This is a genomic window from Salinimicrobium terrae DSM 17865 (genome assembly GCF_000424665.1).
GTDB classification, from domain to species: domain Bacteria; phylum Bacteroidota; class Bacteroidia; order Flavobacteriales; family Flavobacteriaceae; genus Salinimicrobium; species Salinimicrobium terrae.
Genome location: NZ_AUKI01000020.1, coordinates 133,097 through 152,091, shown reverse-complemented (window position 1 = coordinate 152,091; position 18,995 = coordinate 133,097). Strand labels below are relative to the sequence as shown.

18 protein-coding genes are annotated in these 18,995 nt (G+C 40.1%); 6 read left to right on the top strand and 12 right to left on the bottom strand.

Annotated elements, in window-relative coordinates:
• Positions 1 to 12: 12 nt before the first annotated feature.
• The 4 genes from H148_RS0109805 to H148_RS0109790 are packed head-to-tail and all read right to left on the bottom strand — an operon-like array spanning position 13 to position 3,813.
• Entirely contained in the window at positions 13 to 672 is a 660-nt protein-coding gene (locus tag H148_RS0109805) for a YggS family pyridoxal phosphate-dependent enzyme (RefSeq protein ID WP_029034645.1), read from the bottom strand.
• A gap of 6 nt (positions 673 to 678) precedes the next feature.
• Positions 679 to 1,914, bottom strand: a complete 1,236-nt coding sequence (locus H148_RS0109800) for a DUF1015 domain-containing protein (RefSeq protein ID WP_029034644.1) — start codon at positions 1,912 to 1,914, stop codon at positions 679 to 681.
• A 37-nt stretch (positions 1,915 to 1,951) separates the two neighbouring features.
• A complete protein-coding gene (locus H148_RS0109795; protein ID WP_029034643.1) occupies positions 1,952 to 2,842 on the bottom strand; it encodes a 3-hydroxyacyl-CoA dehydrogenase family protein in 891 nt (296 codons plus the stop codon).
• Between the two features lie 8 nt (positions 2,843 to 2,850).
• A complete protein-coding gene (locus tag H148_RS0109790; protein WP_029034642.1) occupies positions 2,851 to 3,813 on the bottom strand; it encodes a Gfo/Idh/MocA family protein in 963 nt (320 codons plus the stop codon).
• Positions 3,814 to 3,953: 140 nt separating this feature from the next.
• Between H148_RS0109790 and H148_RS0109785 the strand changes: the two genes are divergently transcribed.
• On the top strand, positions 3,954 to 4,598 hold the full coding sequence (locus tag H148_RS0109785; protein ID WP_029034641.1) for a protein-L-isoaspartate(D-aspartate) O-methyltransferase: 645 nt from the start codon (positions 3,954 to 3,956) through the stop codon (positions 4,596 to 4,598).
• 32 nt (positions 4,599 to 4,630) lie between these two features.
• On the opposite strand, the gene H148_RS0109780 is transcribed toward H148_RS0109785, so the two are convergent.
• Together H148_RS0109780 and smpB are read right to left on the bottom strand one after the other, a co-directional pair.
• Positions 4,631 to 7,111: a DUF5686 and carboxypeptidase regulatory-like domain-containing protein gene (locus H148_RS0109780; protein ID WP_029034640.1), complete on the bottom strand. Its 2,481-nt coding sequence runs from the start codon at positions 7,109 to 7,111 to the stop codon at positions 4,631 to 4,633.
• Positions 7,112 to 7,148: 37 nt separating this feature from the next.
• Positions 7,149 to 7,604, bottom strand: coding sequence for an SsrA-binding protein SmpB (gene smpB / locus H148_RS0109775; RefSeq protein ID WP_029034639.1), 456 nt, complete (start codon positions 7,602 to 7,604; stop codon positions 7,149 to 7,151).
• Positions 7,605 to 7,725: 121 nt separating this feature from the next.
• Here smpB and H148_RS0109770 point away from each other — a divergent pair, with 121 nt between their 5' ends.
• Positions 7,726 to 8,472, top strand: a complete 747-nt coding sequence (locus H148_RS0109770) for a DUF6503 family protein (protein WP_029034638.1) — start codon at positions 7,726 to 7,728, stop codon at positions 8,470 to 8,472.
• Between the two features lie 117 nt (positions 8,473 to 8,589).
• Here H148_RS0109770 and H148_RS0109765 read toward each other — a convergent pair whose 3' ends face one another.
• Together H148_RS0109765 and H148_RS0109760 are read right to left on the bottom strand one after the other, a co-directional pair.
• Positions 8,590 to 9,108 carry a SixA phosphatase family protein gene (locus H148_RS0109765; protein WP_029034637.1) on the bottom strand — a complete coding sequence of 173 codons (519 nt, stop codon included), beginning with the start codon at positions 9,106 to 9,108 and terminating at the stop codon, positions 8,590 to 8,592.
• 4 nt (positions 9,109 to 9,112) lie between these two features.
• Positions 9,113 to 10,213 carry an esterase-like activity of phytase family protein gene (locus H148_RS0109760; RefSeq protein ID WP_029034636.1) on the bottom strand — a complete coding sequence of 367 codons (1,101 nt, stop codon included), beginning with the start codon at positions 10,211 to 10,213 and terminating at the stop codon, positions 9,113 to 9,115.
• Positions 10,214 to 10,314: 101 nt separating this feature from the next.
• Between H148_RS0109760 and H148_RS0109755 the strand changes: the two genes are divergently transcribed.
• Positions 10,315 to 10,500 (top strand): CsbD family protein, encoded by a 186-nt coding sequence (locus H148_RS0109755; RefSeq protein WP_029034635.1) that lies wholly within the window; start codon positions 10,315 to 10,317, stop codon positions 10,498 to 10,500.
• 220 nt (positions 10,501 to 10,720) lie between these two features.
• Here the strand turns inward: H148_RS0109755 and clpB are convergent, their stop codons facing one another.
• Positions 10,721 to 13,321, bottom strand: a complete 2,601-nt coding sequence (gene clpB / locus H148_RS0109750; RefSeq protein WP_029034634.1) for an ATP-dependent chaperone ClpB — start codon at positions 13,319 to 13,321, stop codon at positions 10,721 to 10,723.
• Positions 13,322 to 13,523: 202 nt separating this feature from the next.
• Here clpB and ytxJ point away from each other — a divergent pair, with 202 nt between their 5' ends.
• Together ytxJ and H148_RS0109740 are read left to right on the top strand one after the other, a co-directional pair.
• Positions 13,524 to 13,922 carry a bacillithiol system redox-active protein YtxJ gene (ytxJ, locus tag H148_RS0109745; RefSeq protein ID WP_029034633.1) on the top strand — a complete coding sequence of 133 codons (399 nt, stop codon included), beginning with the start codon at positions 13,524 to 13,526 and terminating at the stop codon, positions 13,920 to 13,922.
• Positions 13,923 to 14,042: 120 nt separating this feature from the next.
• A complete protein-coding gene (locus H148_RS0109740) occupies positions 14,043 to 14,237 on the top strand; it encodes a hypothetical protein (protein WP_029034632.1) in 195 nt (64 codons plus the stop codon).
• A 70-nt stretch (positions 14,238 to 14,307) separates the two neighbouring features.
• Here the strand turns inward: H148_RS0109740 and fahA are convergent, their stop codons facing one another.
• Positions 14,308 to 15,597 carry a fumarylacetoacetase gene (gene fahA / locus H148_RS0109735; RefSeq protein ID WP_029034631.1) on the bottom strand — a complete coding sequence of 430 codons (1,290 nt, stop codon included), beginning with the start codon at positions 15,595 to 15,597 and terminating at the stop codon, positions 14,308 to 14,310.
• A gap of 110 nt (positions 15,598 to 15,707) precedes the next feature.
• On the opposite strand from fahA, the gene glyA reads away from it, so the two are divergent.
• Positions 15,708 to 16,982: a serine hydroxymethyltransferase gene (glyA, locus tag H148_RS0109730; protein ID WP_029034630.1), complete on the top strand. Its 1,275-nt coding sequence runs from the start codon at positions 15,708 to 15,710 to the stop codon at positions 16,980 to 16,982.
• 99 nt (positions 16,983 to 17,081) lie between these two features.
• Here the strand turns inward: glyA and H148_RS0109725 are convergent, their stop codons facing one another.
• Positions 17,082 to 18,590, bottom strand: coding sequence for a hypothetical protein (locus H148_RS0109725; protein ID WP_029034629.1), 1,509 nt, complete (start codon positions 18,588 to 18,590; stop codon positions 17,082 to 17,084).
• Complete coding sequence (locus tag H148_RS0109720; protein WP_029034628.1) at positions 18,587 to 18,994, bottom strand: acyl-CoA thioesterase; 408 nt, start codon at positions 18,992 to 18,994, stop codon at positions 18,587 to 18,589. The genes H148_RS0109725 and H148_RS0109720 overlap by 4 nt, the downstream gene beginning before the upstream one ends.
• Position 18,995: the final 1 nt, after the last annotated feature.

Sequence of the window (18,995 nt, the reverse complement as noted above, 5' to 3'; positions counted from 1 at the left end):
CTAACTGCCCTATTAATTATAATTTCTTTCTCCAAAAATGGAACTCCCTACTCTTATCATTGTACTTCCGCATTCAATGGCGATCTTATAATCTCCACTCATTCCCATCGATAAAGTACTAAAAGAATTATACCTGGATTTAAGATTTTCAAATGTAGTCTTTAAAAAGTTAAATTCCTTTCTAATTTTTTCTTCTTTTTCTGTAAAAGTGGCCATTCCCATTAAACCAACTATCTTGACATGAGTCATTTGACTATATGCATCAGATTTCAGGATGCTTTCTGCTTTATCAACATCTATTCCGTATTTCGTGTCTTCTTCGGCTATTTTGATTTGTAGAAGGCATGGAATGGTCCGGTCGTATTTCTTGGCCTGTTTCTCGATCTCCTTGAGCAGTTTTAAAGAATCGACTGCATGGATGAGATCTACAAATTCGGCCATATACTTTACCTTATTCCGTTGTACGTGACCTACCATGTGCCATTTAATATCTTTTGGAAGATTTTCCCATTTTTCGGTCATTTCCTGGACCTTGTTTTCACCAAAGATCCTGTGCCCTAAATCATAGGCCTCTAAAATGTCATTTTCGGGCTTGGTTTTAGAAATAGCGATCAGGGTAACCCCTGTTGGTATTTCGGCTTTAATCTTTTTTATATTTCCTGAAATGCTCATAAAATCTTAGAATTCATAAATGGTGAGACCACTTCTTAGTTTTGGCTCTATGCAGGTGCTTTTTGGAGGCATTGTGAGACCTGCATCGGCGATTTCTTTAATCTCCTCAATGGTTAAAGGCAACATCCCAAAACCAACAGCAAATTCTTCTTCATCTACCGCTTTTTTAACGTCAAAAGTTTCGTTTCTTCCGGGAAGATAAGATATTCTGCGATCATTTTTAAGATCTTCAATGCCCAAAATGGGTCTGAGGACCTTGATGAACAGGATGTAAGGGTCCAAAGAACTTAAAGAATCTGTAAACTCATAGTTGGTCTTTCGCAGATAAAGAGAGTAGTATTCTCCATCAAGGTACATCGAAAAATGATGTTTTTTAGAAGGTTTGTATAACTGCGTTCCCCTGTTCTCTATGCGGAACCATTCATCGAGACTAATCAAGAATTCATCTTTTCCCAGACCGTTAAGATCGCGTATCAACCGGTTGAATTCGTAAAGTTTAAGGTTGCTTTCGGCGATCATATAACTCAGGAAAAAATTATAAGGCTCCTCTCCCGTGTGATTGGGATTTTTTTCCCGGGACTCTTTTGCCAGAAGCCAGGAAGAAGCACTGCGGTGGTGGCCATCGGCTATATAAACGGCTGCCATGCGTTCGAATTCCTTTCTTATTTTTTCGGTTTGTTCAGGATCATTTACGATCCACATATAATGTATATCACGGTTTAGAGATGAAAACTCATATTCGGGCCGCTCCTGCATTACCTGGGAGGTAATTTCGTTAATCACTGCGCTATCGGGGTAGGTAAGCAGTACAGGTTCTGTATTAAAACCTACTGTTTTCAGGTAATCCTTAAAAAGTTGTTCCCGGTGAGAAATGGTATCCTCGTGTTTTTTGATCACATTATTTTCGTAATCCTCTGCGCTTGTAGCAGCAATAATTCCGCAGTAAGCCTTATCACGAGAAATAGTTTTATAGATATAATAAGCCGGCTTTTCATCCTGAATAAAAACCTCTTCCTCTTTAAATTCCAGGTAGCGGTTCTTTACAAGCTGAAAGCGCTCACTACCAGAAATTTCCTTCTGAAATTTATATCCCGGATTGATGATATGTAAAAAAGAAAATGGATTGTGCTCCAGTTGAAATCTTACTTCTTCCAGGGAATATTCCTGATATGGACGTGTGGGCACAAGACCCACCTTGTCCCGGGAAGGTCTCACTGCCTTGAACGGAATTATTTTTGCCAAGTGTTTCTAGTTAAAATAGGTTCGAAAAATGGCATTTTTAAGAAGTAAACTGGCCGGAAACTTTTTCGGCTTTTCTGCTTTCTGAATAATCATAGAAACCTTCACCCGACTTCACTCCCAATTTGCCTGCCTGTACCATATTCACAAGAAGAGGACATGCTGCATACTTCGGATTTTTAAAGCCGCTGTACATCACTTCCAGGATGGAAAGACAAACATCCAGCCCAATGAAATCGGCTAGTTGTAATGGCCCCATAGGATGCGCCATTCCCAGTTTCATTACGGTGTCAATTTCCTGAACACCCGCAACGCCATTGTACAGGGTCTCAATAGATTCGTTGATCATTGGCATAAGAATACGGTTGGCAACAAATCCGGGGTAGTCATTAACTTCAACAGGCTCTTTTTTTAGCTTTTTAGAAAGCTCCATAATTTGAGAAGTTACCTCATTGCTGGTGCTGTATCCACGAATGATCTCTACCAGTTTCATCACCGGCACCGGATTCATAAAATGCATTCCGATCACCCTTTCAGGATTTGATACTGCAGCAGCAATCTTCGTGATCGAAATTGAAGAAGTGTTTGAAGCTAAGACAGTATCGGCTGCACAAAACTCATCGAGTTGCTTGAAAATGGAAAGTTTGAGATCCACATTTTCTGTAGCTGCTTCCACCACGAGGTCGACGTTCTTTACACCTTCAGAAAGTTGGGTGAAAGTGGTGATATTTTTCAGCGTATTTTTTTTGTCTTCTTCAGAAATTTTCTCTTTGGCCACCATACGGTCAAGATTGCCAGCAATAATTTCCATACCCTTTTCTAAGGTCTTTTCCGACTTATCAATAAGATTTGTCTTATAACCAAATTGAGCAAAAGTGTGGGCAATTCCATTACCCATAGTTCCTGCACCAATAACTGCAATATTTTTCATAGAAAGTATTAGTTAAATGAATTTATAATTTGTTTTGCCACACGCAAAGCCTGCGTTCCATGCTCGAGACTCACAATTGGAGTTGTATCGTTCTCAATAGCATCGGCAAAAGAATTTAGTTCGTCCAAAATGGCATTATTCGGGTTCACCTGCGGATTGTCAAAATAAATCTGCTTTTTTAAACCTTCGGCATTTTGAAGGATCATATCAAAATCTCCCGGCACTTCAGGCGCATCCTTCATTTTCACGACCTCGCATTTCTTTTCCAAAAAATCTACTGAGATATACGCGTCCCGCTGAAAGAATCGTGCCTTCCGCATATTTTTCAGGGAGATCCTGCTGGCGGTAAGATTGGCCACGCAGCCATTCTCAAATTCTATACGCGCGTTGGCAATATCGGGCGTATCACTAATGACTGAAACTCCGTTGGCTTTGATCTCCTTCACTTCAGATTTAACTACGCTAAGAATAGCATCAATGTCGTGGATCATGAGATCCAGCACTACCGGAACATCTGTTCCCCGTGGATTAAATTCTGCCAGGCGATGCGTCTCGATGAACATGGGATTTTCAATTTTATCTGCAACGGCCCTAAAAGCAGGATTAAATCTTTCTACATGCCCCACCTGGCCTTTGACATTATACTCCCCGGCTAATTTCACCAGCTCTTCGGCTTCTTCAACGGTATTGGTAATAGGCTTTTCAATAAATAAATGTTTACCTGCTTTAATGGTTTTTTGTCCCACCTCGAAATGAGAAAGGGTGGGAGTCACCACATCAATCATATCTACAGCAGCAATGAGCTTATCAAGATCACTAAAATATTTATATCCAAATTCTTCCTCTACCTTGCGGCCTCTTTCTTCATCTATATCGTGAAAACCAACGAGATCATATTTTTCTGACTCATTTAGTAAACGCAGATGAATTTTTCCTAAGTGTCCTGCACCCAGGACGCCGGCTTTTAGCATAATTAAAAGGTTTTCAACAAAAATAACATTTCTTGCCCTAAAGCCAATGCCATTTACATCCGAATAAAACCGCCCATTTCCTTTTTTTCTTTAGCCTGAGTTAATCTTTATGTAATTTTGGTCACTTAAAAGTAAAGAGGGTGCGAAAAGATACACTTAAACATCAGGGAAAAAGGTTGCAACTGGCCAAAGTGGTGGAAGATAAAGGTATAAAAGATGAAAAAGTTCTGGAGACCATTAAGAAAATTCCCCGGCATTTGTTCATGGACAGCAGCTTTGAAGATCACGCGTATCAGGACAAAGCTTTCCCCATTGCTGCCGACCAAACTATTTCTCAACCCTATACAGTGGCTTTTCAAACTGAAGTACTGCAGGTAAAAAAAGGAGATACAGTACTCGAAATAGGCACCGGGAGTGGTTATCAAACCGCTGTTTTGTGCGAGTTGGGTGCAAAGGTGTACAGTATTGAAAGGCAGCTGGAGTTGTTTAAGAGAACCAAGCTTTTCCTTTCAAAAATAGGGTATCGCCCCCGGTATTTAGCTTTTGGAGACGGATACAAAGGTCTGCCGGATTATGCTCCTTTTGACAGGATCATAGTAACCGCAGGAGCTCCTTTTGTTCCGAAGCCGTTATTGAGCCAGTTGAAAGTGGGAGGGAGAATGGTCATCCCGGTGGGGAAAGACACCCAGGTAATGACTCTTTTTGAGAGAAAATCTGAAACCGAATTTGAGAAAACTGAATTCGGAAATTTCAGGTTCGTTCCACTACTGGAAGATAGAAACTGAAATATCTATACCTTCTTTTTAGAATTTCCTAACTATTCCAGAATCCCCAGGAACTTCAGCCCAAAAATAAAGGCTCCATTTCGCTGTTCGCCAAAATTTGAAATTACGTAATCCAGCCGTAACAGCCGGTATTTTCCAAAGCCCAAGTTATCCAGACCTACAGAATATTCGGAATAAGGTTCATTGTTTTCTGTAGAAAGAAAATGAGCGCCTAAGATAAGGTTGTAGTTTAATTGGTTGATTCCGGGAATTTTTCCAAGGATCCATCCTTGAAAATCCTGCTCCATATGTGCTTCAAAATAATTATTGCTGGTGCTTAAGGCATAGTAAGGCAGGAGATGAAACTGGTTCAGGTAGTTGCCGTTGCCAATGCGGGTTTGATTTCCATGGAAATGTTTATAATCCAGGAAAGAAATTCCTTCAGAATTAAAAAAAGTTCCCCCTTTAATATTGTAACTAAAAGTCCCTTTATTTCCCAGCTCCACATTTTGGCGCAGGGCAGCACGAATCTGGTCAAAATTGTATTGTTCAATAGAGGCTCCCAATCCTTTTTCATAAGTGATAAAGAGCGTGGGATATTTGTTGGAGGGGATGTTATACTTAGCATTTGGAAAACTCATATATTTTTGCCCAAAATTGAATCTTCCGCTAAGATTGAGCCTGAAAATGTTATGCTCCTTAAAGGGTGCCGATCCAAAATTATCAGGTTGTAAAGGGTTATTGGAAGTGTAGCTCCTGTCATCCACATCAATGAAAGATTGTGAAGTAGTATTGTAAAGTGGTGAACGTTCTTCAAAAGCCAGACTTGAATAGAGTCCGAACCCATTCAAAACTTCCTGTTCGTATGCTATTTCAGCAAACTTTCGCTCATAAAGTTTTAAATAATTTCTTTCAAACCAGAGGCTGCTAATACTGTTGATCATCTCTGAAATTGGCTGTGTGTCATTGATCTGAGCAGTTTCAACTCCACCAGAAACAGTAAGTACAGGTTTGGAAATGTTGTTGAATTTCTTCTGAAAGCCACCGCTAACCCTGAGCCGTTCATCACTGAAGCCGTAATTGAATTCAGAAAAAAGCCGCCAGTATTCTCCCTGAAGATCATCCTCATTTTTTCTAAAGCTGATCTTTACGGTGGGACTATAGCCCTGGACAGTATTAAAATGAACACCTAATAACGGGGAACTTATATTGAAGTATTCTTTTTGGTAAGAATTACTGTAACTGTAACCAAATAAAAGGTCGGGGATTTTAAATTTGTTACTTACTGCATCTACAGAGTCAAGATATTTCTCGGAACTCCTTAAATCCTGAATGCTGTCTTTGCGAACGTAATCCTCAACCTCCTCAGCAGTTAACGGTACCGGCCTTACCTTTTGCCAGTAGAGAGAATCTTTTTTGTTTGCAGCGGGCGCAAAAGACAGAACCTCGCTTGAAAAAGTGTTATCGAAATCTGGATCAAAATTGTAGTCGCTGTAAACGGCGGTGAATCTACCGTCTCCCGTAATTCCAAACATCGCAAAACTGAAATCCACCGTTTGTGAGATCTTGATCCAGAAGTTGTTTTCTTCAGAAAATTTAAAATTTTGAGTGAAGTCAAGTTCTTCTATAAGGGGGACTTGTATGGCCTCCCCGGTAGTTTGCAATTCCACACCATAAATTTGCCAAAGGTCTTCTACAATATAGATGAAACCCGAGAAGACATTGTCTTTTGGTCTTTTTGGCTCCACTTCGATCTTGTTAATGAGCTGCCCGGTATCTGTGTAAAATATTCCATCCAAGTGATAATTATAATAATTGAAAGCATAATCGGCCAGCGGAGAAACTATTTTGGCATTTATATCTACAGTGTTTTTGTAAAAGTTGAAATTAGATTCCTGTGCAGAATTAAGGCTAAAGCCATTGTCATTTCCACTCACTTTGGAAGCTGTAATGTTTTCCTTAAAATCATTGGGAGCACGATAGCTGATTTCAGAAATAGTTTCACTCAGGTAAATAATTCCGCTACGGGTGGAGTCGAGACTGCCATCCAAATCGCCAATTTCCTGACCCAATATCTTTTCAGGGACATTCTCAACTCTCCATAAACCACGGGAGTAGAAATCTGCGGTATATTTTTGAATCTTCTCGAGGTTCCGTTGCCGGGCGGCAATAGCGTTTCGCATGATCTTGTTTGCAGGATTTTCACCAGCAATTACGGTTACTTCATCAAGACTTGTTGTGGTTGAAACCAGCGATACATCAAGAGTGTAGGGGAAATCTTTGACCGTGATCTGCTTTCTTTCCGGTTCATAGCCCAAAAATTGGAAAACCAGCTTGTAAGTTCCCGGCTGAGTTAGCTTTAATTCATAGATGCCCTCCTCATTGGTTGTAGTACCAATTTCCCCGTCCTCGGTATAAATGTTTACATATGGAAGTGGCTGGTCTAGAGTATCTGTTACCGTTCCTTTAACCTGAGAAAAAGTAGCCTGGAATACAAAAAGGAGTAAAGTAAGCAATGGAAATTTGCCCTTCATAGAAACATAATTTACCGGAAAATTACCAATAAAATAATTAGCGGTAATCCTTCTGGATACGGTCCAAACGTCTTTTGCTTTCCCGTTCCTTGATCACCTCCCTCTTATCGTACATCTTCTTTCCTTTTGCAAGGGCGATTTGCAGTTTCGCAAGTCCGCGGTCATTGATGAACAGCCGGAGCGGAACAATAGTAAGTCCAGAATTTTTCACTTCTTTTTCCAGCTTCTTTAATTCTTTTCTATTAAGAAGAAGTTTTCGTGCATGTTTGGGATCGTGATTAAAATAGGTGGCATGAGAATATTCCTGAACAGTCATGTTGATCACAAACAGTTCATTATTGGAGAACTCACAAAAACTCTCGGCTATAGAAGCTTTTCCTTCCCTGATAGCCTTAATCTCTGTACCGGCCAACTTGATCCCGGCAATATATTTGTCCAGGATCTCATATTCAAATTTTGCTTTTCGGTTTTTGATGTTGATGTCGTTCTTCATATTAACAAAAATAATAAGCTTTAGCGAATTAGCACTGTTTTTGTGGAATTCTTAAAAGAGTCTTTATAATTTCAGTTTCAAAAATGGAATCGGTATTTTTGTTGCTTTATAAGTCCCCAATATGAAAAAGTGCTTTTTACTTCTATTTTTTGCCGCTTTGATTTCCTGTAATGATGAACCTTCAGCTTCTGAAGCCGATAAGATCATTTCTGAAGCTATTGAAAAAGCCGGAGGAGAAAATTATGAAAAAGCAGAGATTGAATTCATCTTCAGAAATTACAAATATACCAGCTCAAGAGATAAGGGCCTTTATGAATTTACACGAAACCTCACCGACTCTACGGGAACTACTTACTACGATGTATTAAACAACGAAGGTTTTAAACGCTATACAGGAGAAGAACAGGTAACTCTATCTGATTCTCTTTCGGGAATCTATGCTGAAAGTGTAAACTCCGTTCATTATTTCGTGCAGTTACCTTTCGGTTTAAATGATGACGCCGTTATAAAAGAACTTGTTGGGCAGGACACCATCGGGGATCAGGTATATCATGAAATTAAAGTCACTTTTAAGCAGGAAGGTGGGGGAGCAGATCATGAAGACATCTATATGTATTGGGTGAATAAAGAAGATTTAACCATTGATTATCTTGCCTATCGCTTTTTTGTTAACGAAGGCGGAATAAGATTCAGGAAAGCTGTGAATCCACGATATGTGGAAGGGATAAGGTTTGTCGATTATGAAAACTATAAGACCGATGAGCACTCTACTCCGTTGAAAAATCTGGATGAAATGTTCCAAAAAGGGGAATTAACAAAGGTCTCCCAAATAGAAAATGAAATTCTGAATGTTGAAGTTCAGGATTAGCTTCTAAACCGAATTATCTTAGAAAATAAATAGGAAACTATATCAGGATGTTAGTACTGATCATATCCATCTGGTAACATTGCAGAATTTGAATCGAATTTTGCCTTTTTTGACTACCTAATTATTATGGTATTCAACTTCAGAAGTTTTTTCCCCGGTGGGAGAAATCATTACTTTGAACAGGCTTCCGTATTCTTTCTCATCTAAAGCCTGATGCTTTTCGCTTCCAAGGATCATATTTACAAAAGAAGGATTAGTATTGCTGTGTCCAACTACCAGAACAGTTTGCCCTTCAGTTTTCTTCTGAAAATCCTGATCATATAATTTTCGGGGATCGTAGAACTGCACTTCTTTTTCCTGAGATGCTGCGATTCCAGAAGCTGTTGTGCGGGTCCTTTCATAATTGGTAGATAAAATCAGGTCAAATTGGACATCCTTAAATATTTCAATCCATTCCTGAACTCTCTTTTGGCCTTCAGCAGAAAGCTTCGGATCCTTATTTTTGGGATCACTTTCATCCTTTTCGGCATGTCTTACAAAATAGTATGTCGTGGTCTCTTGCACCGGCTGTTCATTTGCCTGATCAATTGAACCTAAAGATAAAAAGGAAATAAGAAAAATTATAAAGGTTTCCATAGTTCTATTTTTTTGGAATGTATTCCATTAAGATGACCTGGTTCAATTGCTGTCCCATGGAGTTAAAATTGTTATCTGAAATTAAAATAAGACTTTGGTTGCCGTTAGGGAGGGTGGGTCCAAAAGTAATCCCTTCAATATTGTCTATTATCTCCTGACTAAGAAATTTTTTTGCCCATTTGAAATCGTAAAGCAGGGTTTTCTTTGCCGGATTGTTGAAGGAAACTCTTAAGTTATTTATGTCCAGTGTATTTGTGGCAAGAGTCGCATCTACATCAAATATTCTCACTGTATTTCCTTTTTGGCCATGACCTGCAGAAAATCCTCTTTCCAATACCAGGAACTTGTCCGGTGCGTATTCCAGTAGATCGGTCACCCCATTAACAGCGAAATATAACCAGGGGATCTTCGCTATACGGTCTAATCTATATGGAAACTGCTTTGTTGCAGTTTGAGTTTCTTTATCAAAATGTGTAATCCTTACCGGAGATTTTGTAGGGTACAGTTTTGGTTTAGGACCATCGGTTTCCAGGGGGAGCTCCATTGCGGCCCAGACACCTTTCCCGTCATAAGATTCGGTAAGACCTTCAAGAGTTCCATTGTTCCGGGGTTTCTTTATGCTTTCAGCCAATAGATTTTCGGGTACGGCAAAAGAGGTTACAAAATCTCCCATTTTTGACACCCTAAAGAGCATGGGATCTTTGTTGTTGTTGATATTCCCTTCACTGCTTAAAAGAAAATTTTCGTCTTCAGGTTCAAACAGGATACTTTCAAGGTCAAGGTGCTGGTCCTTCAGGCTTTTATGCTTCTTATCAAGAAGTATTACATCGGAAATTACTACTGAATCTATTTTCTCTTCAGAAATTTCTATGGTAGCCAGGTAAATGCGAGGATTGGAGGGATGATCACTTACCATATAATAGGTTCCTTCATGATAGTCAATGCCCGAAAGTCCGCCAACTTCCGTGTCTTTTATTTCAAGTCCATCAGTTATATTGTAATCGTCAAGAAATCTCACCTGGACATTTGAAGTGTCACCCACTCTGGAACTCTTGCAACCTACAAGGGCTGAAGCTAAAAATACAAGAAGAAGAACTTTTTTCATGGCGATAAAAATAACAAAATCTTAAGAGCAAAATATGAGATTTTTAAAGTTGTTGGGTCATGTTTTTTGTAATTTCAAATGAAACCATAAAAACCAAAATTATGAATGATGATCAATTAGAAGGAAAGTGGAAACAAATAAGAGGTGAGTTTAAACAAAAATACGGTGATCTCACCGATGATGATACTACCTACCGGGAAGGAAAATTTGATGAAATGATAGGACGGTTACAGGAAAAGACCGGCCGAACCAAAGAACAACTTAAACAGGAAATAGACCGGTGGTAAATTGGTTTGAGTTTGCTTCAATACAATAACCAGGACCCAAGACTTAATCTGTGAAGTGACCTTTAAAATAAAAAGAGGCTTTCTAAAAAATTCTATTTACGTCAACCTGAACTTGTTTCAGGTTCAAAAAAGATCTGAAAAACAGATTTAATAGATTCTGAAATAAATTCAGAATGACGATTTTATTATTTTTTAGACAGCCTCTAATAACTATTTGATCTTATTGTACAATTTCTTCCTGGTTTCTAAAGACCAGTTCATCATTGAAGGAGTCCAACAGAATTATACTATCTGTATGAATATTTCCGCTTAGGATCTCTTTAGAAAGCTTGTTCAAAACTGCTTTTTGAATAGTTCGTTTAACGGGTCTTGCCCCATATTGTGGATCAAATCCTTTTTCAGCAAGATCGGCAATAGCCTCCTGAGTTGCGTCTAAAGTGATTCCCTGCTTCGCCAGCATTTTTGTTACTCCTTTAAGCTGAAGACCAACAATTTCTTTAATGTCTTTCCTTGTAAGGGGCGTAAACATTACGATATCGTCTATCCGGTTAATGAATTCAGGACGAACGCTTTGTTTTAAAAGAGCCAGCACCTCCACTTTGGCACTTTCCATGGCAGTATCCATATCTTTCCCTGTCTCAAATTTCTCCTGGATAATATGAGAGCCCATGTTGGAGGTCATTATAATGATTGTGTTTTTGAAATCGGCTAGACGACCTTTATTATCGGTCAACCTTCCTTCATCAAGAACCTGCAAAAGAATATTAAAAGTATCGGGATGAGCTTTTTCGATCTCATCAAGGAGAATAACAGAATACGGCTTTCTTCTCACGGCTTCAGTTAATTGCCCTCCTTCATCATATCCAACATACCCCGGAGGTGCACCAACGAGCCTGCTTACAGCATGACGTTCCTGGTACTCACTCATGTCTATCCTGGTCATCGCACTCTCGTCATTGAAGAGATAATCTGCCAGGGCTTTGGCGAGTTCAGTCTTACCGACACCGGTAGTACCAAGGAACAGGAAGGAACCAATGGGTTTTTTCTGATCCTGTAAGCCGGCACGGCTTCTGCGCACCGCATCACTCACCGCCTGTATGGCTTCATCCTGTCCTACAACTCTGCGGTGAAGTTCGTCTTCCAGTTTCAGGAGTTTTTCCCGCTCGGTCTGCAGCATTTTGGTTACCGGAATTCCGGTCCATTTTGCAACAACTTCAGCAATGTCCTCATTTGTAACTTCCTCTTTGATCAGCGATTTCCCCTGCTGATTCTCTTCCAGCTGTTTTTGAAGTTCTGCAAGTTTTTCCTGCTCTTCCTTAATCTTTCCATATCGCAACTCGGCTACTTTTCCATAGTTGCCTTCTCTCTCTGCACGTTCGGCTTCGAGTTTGTATTCTTCAATCTTGGACTTCGTGGTCTGAATGTTGTCCACAACGTCTTTCTCGTTTTTCCACTGGGCGTGCAGCTCGTTTCGCTCATCTTTATAGTTGGCGAGATCTGCCCGAAGAGATTTCAACTTGGTTTCATCATTCTCCCGCTTGATGGCCTCCATTTCAATTTCCAGCTGCATGATCTTACGATCCAGCACATCGAGCTCTTCGGGTTTGGAGTTGATCTCCATACGTAGCCTGGAAGCTGCTTCATCCATTAGATCAATGGCCTTATCGGGTAAGAAACGATTAGTAATGTATCGCTGAGACAACTCAACTGCCGAGATGATTGCTTCATCCTTAATACGTACTTTGTGATGAGTCTCATACTTTTCTTTGATACCGCGGAGGATAGAAATGGCACTTTCGGTATCGGGTTCATCTACTATAATTTTCTGAAAACGTCGCTCCAGGGCTTTATCCTTTTCAAAATATTTTTGGTATTCATCAAGGGTTGTAGCTCCAATAGCCCGTAATTCTCCGCGGGCAAGAGCGGGTTTAAGAATGTTCGCTGCATCCATGGCTCCCTGTCCACCACCGGCACCAACAAGGGTGTGGATCTCGTCAATGAACAGTACAATATTACCTTCACTGGAAGTAACTTCCTTAATTACCGCTTTAAGTCTTTCCTCAAATTCACCTTTGTATTTTGCACCGGCGATCAAAGCTCCCATGTCAAGGGAATAGATCTGCTTATCTCTAAGATTCTCCGGAATATCACCTGCAATAATCCGGTGGGCGAGGCCTTCGGCGATAGCTGTTTTACCTACGCCGGGTTCTCCTACCAGCATTGGGTTGTTTTTTGTTCTTCGGGAAAGTATTTGCAATACCCTTCGAATTTCTTCATCCCTTCCTATTACCGGGTCCAGCTTTCCTTCTTCAGCCAGTTTGTTGAGGTGATTTGCGTATTTGTTCAGGGAATTATAGGTTTCCTCGGCACTTTGGGAGGTTACATTTTCTCCTTTTCTAAGTTCCTGAATCGCTGCTTTTAAACCTTTCTCGGTCGCACCCTGGTCTTTCAGGATCTGCGAAACTTTACTGGAAGATCCAAAAATGGCTAAAATGAGATGCTCTACAGATACATATTCATCGCCCATTTTTTTGGCTACTGAAGATGCTTCATTCAGGGTTCTGGAAGATTCGCGGGAAAGCATAATGTCTCCGCCGCTTACCTTCGGAAAACTCTGAAGCGTTTTATCAAGGATTTGCTGGAATAGGCCAACATTAATATTGAGCTTTTTCAGAAGAAAGGGAGTCACATTCTCATCAACAAGAGTAACAGCTTTAAATATATGCTCGTTCTCTATTTGCTGATGCCCCAATTCCTGAGCCAGTTGCTGGGCCTGTTGTATGGCCTCCTGACTTTTTATAGTAAAATTATTTAAGTTCATAGTAAGATCTTTAATCCTTTTTTCTGAAGTTAAGCAAAGCATGTACCAGCACCAGACAGCAGACAAATTGGCTGATAAGAAGAGTAAAATGATGACTTTTTGTCTCTTATAAAGATACTAAACTTTAGTCTTAATAGGGAAAAGGTCAAATGAATTTACTATTTTACATAGTTCAAGAAATGTGTAACTAAAGAATTACGAAATGGGATTATTTGATAAGGTTTTTAAAAGTGAACGGGATATAGTTAAAAAAGAGATAGAGGAGGTGCCATGGCATGCCCTTACCGAAAGTAACCAGCTGGAAGAGATTGAAAAGGAATCTGAAAAACAGCCGATAGTAATTTTTAAACATTCCACCAGTTGCGGAATAAGTAAAATGGTGCTGAAGAAATTTGAAAGAGAATACGACCTGCCAAAGGATAAGGAGGTAAGACTTTATTTTCTTGATCTTTTAGCCAACCGGGGCATATCTAACGAAGTTGCAAGTCGCTTTGGAGTCAGGCATGAAAGTCCGCAGATGATTATTCTCAAGGACAGGAAAGTTGTTCATCACGCCTCGCACCAGTCTATTGAACTTGAAAATGTGAAGGAGCATATTTAGTTAATTTTCCTGAAGTTAAGTTAATCTTCTGAAAAAGAGTTAAAAGTATTATAATCAAATACTTAGGTATTGGTTAACTGGGTATATTTAAGAATAAATTTAATTCTAAAAATTTGTATTATGGAAGAGAGAAGAGAAGATCAGAACAGAGATCGCCAGGACAAACAAAGGCGCCAGGAAGAAGAAAGAAGAAATCCTGCTCAACAAGCTGCAGGTGACCGTGATAAGCAAAAACAGGAGGATGCCAACAGAGAGAGAGATATGAACCGGGACCGAAGTAATGAAGGTCAAAAAGGAAGAGAAGAACGTAGATAATCTTATCTCACCTCCAAATTAAAAAGGAAGAGCCGCAAATTTTGCGGCTCTTTTTCAATTTTTTAATTTCTTATTTCTTTTTGGGTTCAAAAACAGGGAGTAACTTTGTGCTTACTTCTCCAAACCCTATTCTGTAATTTTCTCTTTTACAGAAACCACGCATAGTAACTGTATCATTATCCTCAATAAAAGTACGGGTGGTACCGTCATTCAGTTTCACCGGTTTTTCACCTTTCCAGGAAAGTTCCAGCATAGAACCATAAGAATCGGGTGTAGGTCCCGAAATGGTTCCTGAACCCATCATATCTCCTGATATTACCGGACACCCATTTACTGTATGATGAGCCAGCTGCTGACTCATATTCCAGTACATGTGCTTAAAATTAGATTGCGAGACCTTTGTTTCCTCTCCATTTTCGGGTTGAATAAAAACCTCAAGTTCAATATCGAAACTTTTCTTTCCGCTGGACTGCAGGTAAGGGAGCAGTTCTACTTCCGGCTTTGGACTTTCTATTCTGAATGGTTCCAGTGCATCCAAAGTCACGATCCATGGTGAAATTGAAGACGCAAAATTCTTAGCCAGGAAAGGTCCCAAAGGCACATATTCCCAGGTTTGGATATCCCTGGCACTCCAGTCATTAAAAAGTACGAGTCCAAAAATGTAATCTTCGGCTTCATCAATAGGAATAGGTTCTCCCAGGTGATTTGCATCTGTTGTAATAAAAGCCATTTCAAGTTCGAAATCCACTCTTTTTGAAGGTCCAAAAACCGGCTGATCTGCATCTTTAGGTTTTGTTTGTCCTTTAGGCCGGTGAACGGGAATTCCGCTGGGAATAATTGATGAGCTCCTTCCGTGGTAGCCCACAGGAATGTGAAGCCAGTTTGGAAGCAGGGCATTTTCGGGATCTCTAAACATGCTTCCCACGTTGGTTGCGTGTTCTTTGCTCGAATAAAAGTCTGTATAATCACCTACTTGTACAGGTAACTGCATTTCAATCTCATCTAGGCCGAAAAGAACCACTTTTCTGTGTTCTTCATGATCCCTTAGTTTACCGTTATTTTTATCGAAAATATCTGCGATACGGTTTCTTACCAGTCTCCAGGTTTTTTTTCCGTCAGAAATAAAATCGTTCAGGGTGTCCTGAAGAAAAATATCATCGGTCAATGGAATTCCTTCAAAATAGCCTAGCTGGTGAAGGGCTCCCAGGTCAATGGCAGTATCTCCAATGCGGGTTCCTATGGTAATAATATCATCCCGGGTAAGAAAGACACCAAAGGGAATATTTTGAATGGGAAAATCGGAATTTTCGGGTACTTCCAGCCATGTTTTTCGTGTAGGGTCGTTAGCTGTAATGGACATAATAAATGTTGGTATTTTGTTAAAATCAATTCGAACCAAATATATTATTTTCTTACTAAGAACCGAATGTATTTGCTATTTTTGAGTATTATTTAACGTAAAAAAAGCATATGCAAAGGGATAGCGAATTATTCGATTTAATAAAGGCAGAAAAAGAAAGGCAACTAAATGGTTTAGAGTTAATTGCAAGTGAAAATTTTGTAAGTGAACAAGTGCTGGAAGCAGCGGGTTCTGTGCTCACTAATAAATATGCCGAAGGTTATCCCGGAAAAAGATATTATGGTGGTTGTGAAGTGGTAGATGAAGTAGAGAATCTTGCTATTGAAAGGTTAAAAGAATTGTTCAACGCCGAATATGCCAACGTGCAACCTCATTCGGGATCCCAGGCAAATACAGCCGTATTCCACGCCTGTATGAAACCCGGTGACAAATTCCTTGGATTCGATCTTTCTCACGGCGGCCATTTAACTCACGGCTCCCCGGTAAACTTCTCCGGAAGACTTTATGAGCCTGTATTCTACGGAGTAGACAAAGAAACCGGACTTATAGATTATGATGAGGTACAAAGAATTGCTGAAAAGGAGCAACCAAAGATGATCATTGCCGGTGCTTCCGCCTATTCACGAGAAATAGATTATAAACGTTTTCGGGAAATAGCCGATAGTATTGGTGCGATCCTGTTTGCCGATATCGCTCATCCTGCCGGTCTAATCGCCAAAGGTCTGCTTAGCGATCCAATTCCTCATTGCCATGTAGTTTCTTCGACTACCCATAAAACCCTTCGCGGACCTCGCGGTGGAATTATTATGATGGGAAAAGATTTTGACAATCCTTTTGGAGAGACTTTGAAAAATGGAAGTCCAAAGAAAATGTCTGCCTTACTCAACAGCGGAGTTTTCCCCGGAAATCAGGGTGGTCCACTTGAGCACATTATTGCCGCTAAAGCAGTAGCTTTTGGAGAAGCGCTTACAGATGAATTTCTTCACTATACAGTGCAGGTGAAAAAGAATGCAAAAAGAATGGCCGAAGCTTTTGTAAAAAAAGACTACCAGGTAATCTCGGGCGGAACAGATAATCACATGATGCTTATTGACCTGCGGAATAAAAATATCTCCGGAAAAGAAGCTGAAGAGGCTCTTGGAAAAGCCGATATTACCGTAAATAAAAATATGGTGCCTTTTGATGATAAATCGCCTTTTGTTACTTCCGGAATTAGAATTGGAACTCCTGCCGTTACTACTCGTGGACTTAAAGAAGACGATATGGATACCATAGTTGATCTTATTGATCGCGTGATTACAAACTTTCAAGATGACGATAAATTAAATGCTGTAAGAGAAGATGTAATTGACCTAATGCAGGGAAGACCGTTATTCCAGATGTAGCAAAAAGTCCTGGTTCTTGTTTCTAGCAGCGCTAGCGATCTAGTCTCTATAAAAACTGCTGCCTAAGGTCTCAAAAATGGGATTTTCGGGCAGCTTTTTTTATTCCTTAATTTCCACAAATTCATAGGCTCCCAGATCCGGATTTTGAGCACGATCTCTACCCAAAAGATCCTGCGGAACTTGTTTAGCAATGTTGGGATCGCCTTTGTCCATTGCTGCGGAATTTAATTGCAGCTGCAAATTATTCTCCTTTGGTGCTACAAATAAGGGGTCTTCATTTAACCCGACCTTGTTGTAGATATCATTATTGCTGAAGTCATACCATTTACCTTCAGTTTCTTCATCCAAAAACTTTAGCAGGGTATGAGAAAAAAATATTTCTACCGGAACGTTTCCGTCTATTTCAAGACCTAATTCCCTGCTTTCGTTTCCGAAGATGATGGAATTGAAGAATTTTACCTGAAGTGGAGCAGGTCTTTCTTCCAAAGTATTAGACATAAAAACGGCTGGGGAAATTCTAAAACTTTGCTGCCAGTAGTTAGCGATACTCACGTGTTTATATAGGTGATTTCCGCCGTTGAGGTGAAGAGAAGCATTTCCGCTGTTGTTGATCACGAGATTTTCAGCGGTAATATTTGCTTTTTCAGCTCTTAATCCTGAAACGGCCGAGTTGTAGATCTCCACATTTTTAAACCGAATAGGAGGGGAGTCGGTAGTTTCTTCAGCCAGTATCCCCACGCTTGCATTTCGTATGGTAACATGCTCAAAAAGGTGATTTTTACTCCCCTTCTGGAGCCAGATCGCTCCCCATTGACCCGGAATATCTTTATAGATACTCTGTAGCCTGTCTCCCTGGAATATCACCTGATTTTCCATTTTTTCAGGATCTGTACTGGGCGCACCTTTGACCTGGATTGAAGCATTCTTAGAAACAAGAATGCCGCTGTCAGCGTGAAAATAGATTCGGGCGCCGGGGTCGATGGTTAAAGTTTTTCCCTCAGGTACGACAGCATAACTGTAAATTACATAAGGTTTAGTTCGGGTAAGCTGGAGGTGATCTTCAGGTAAATAAAATCCTGTGACTAAATTTGGTTCGCCGTCTCCATTCGTGTCGAATTCAATTTTCCCGGGAATTCCCTGCGCGTTCTTTGGAGGAAATAAAAGAACAGCATCCTTTACCAGTGTAACCAGAGGAACTTCCTGAACATTTATTTTTGATTTAAATTGCAGTTTATCGGTGTAAAGGAATTCAGATTCCTGAAGGTCTTCAGAAGGCATAGTTGTTTCTATGAATATAAAAATACTGTCCCGGGCGAGAATTTCAATATTTTCAAAATAATTTCCCGGTAGTCCATCTACATTTAACCTGTAGAGAGAATTTTCCCCTGCTGCCAGAGAAATTTCAGGTATGAAAACATCCTCACCGGAACGATTGTAAACCTTTAAAGAATAAGTAGTAGTGGTGAGGTTGCTAAAAACGGTGTCGAGGAAAACTGTGTCGCGTGAAAATTCAAGATTCCCGGTAAACTCTTCAGCTTCAAAATCACTGCGGCAGGAGCTCCACAGCACCAGCAACAATACAAGAATGAAGCCGATAAGCTTTTTCATGTTTTATGGAAGACGGTGCGAAGTTCTTCTGTGATCTTCGTAGGCCGTTTGGAATCTGCGTCAAGGAGGCACCACATCGATTTCGCTGCCACAAGAATTTCACCTGTTTCAGCATTCTTAATATTTACAAACCTTTCTGACGTCACAAAAGTCGTCTCCCCAACAAAAGTTTCTATAAGAATGTCATCTCCAAGAAATGCCTGCTTTTTGTAATCGATCTCATGCCGGATGACAACCCAGATAAATTCATTCTTAAGCTGGGCTGAAGCTCGAACTTCCCAGTGTTCTTTGGCAATATCCTGTATCCACTGTACGTAACGAACATTATTCACGTGGTGGAGGTCGTCAAGATCTTCTTGTGCGACTGTTCTTTGGTGCGTATATGTTTCTGCAGGTACTACCATT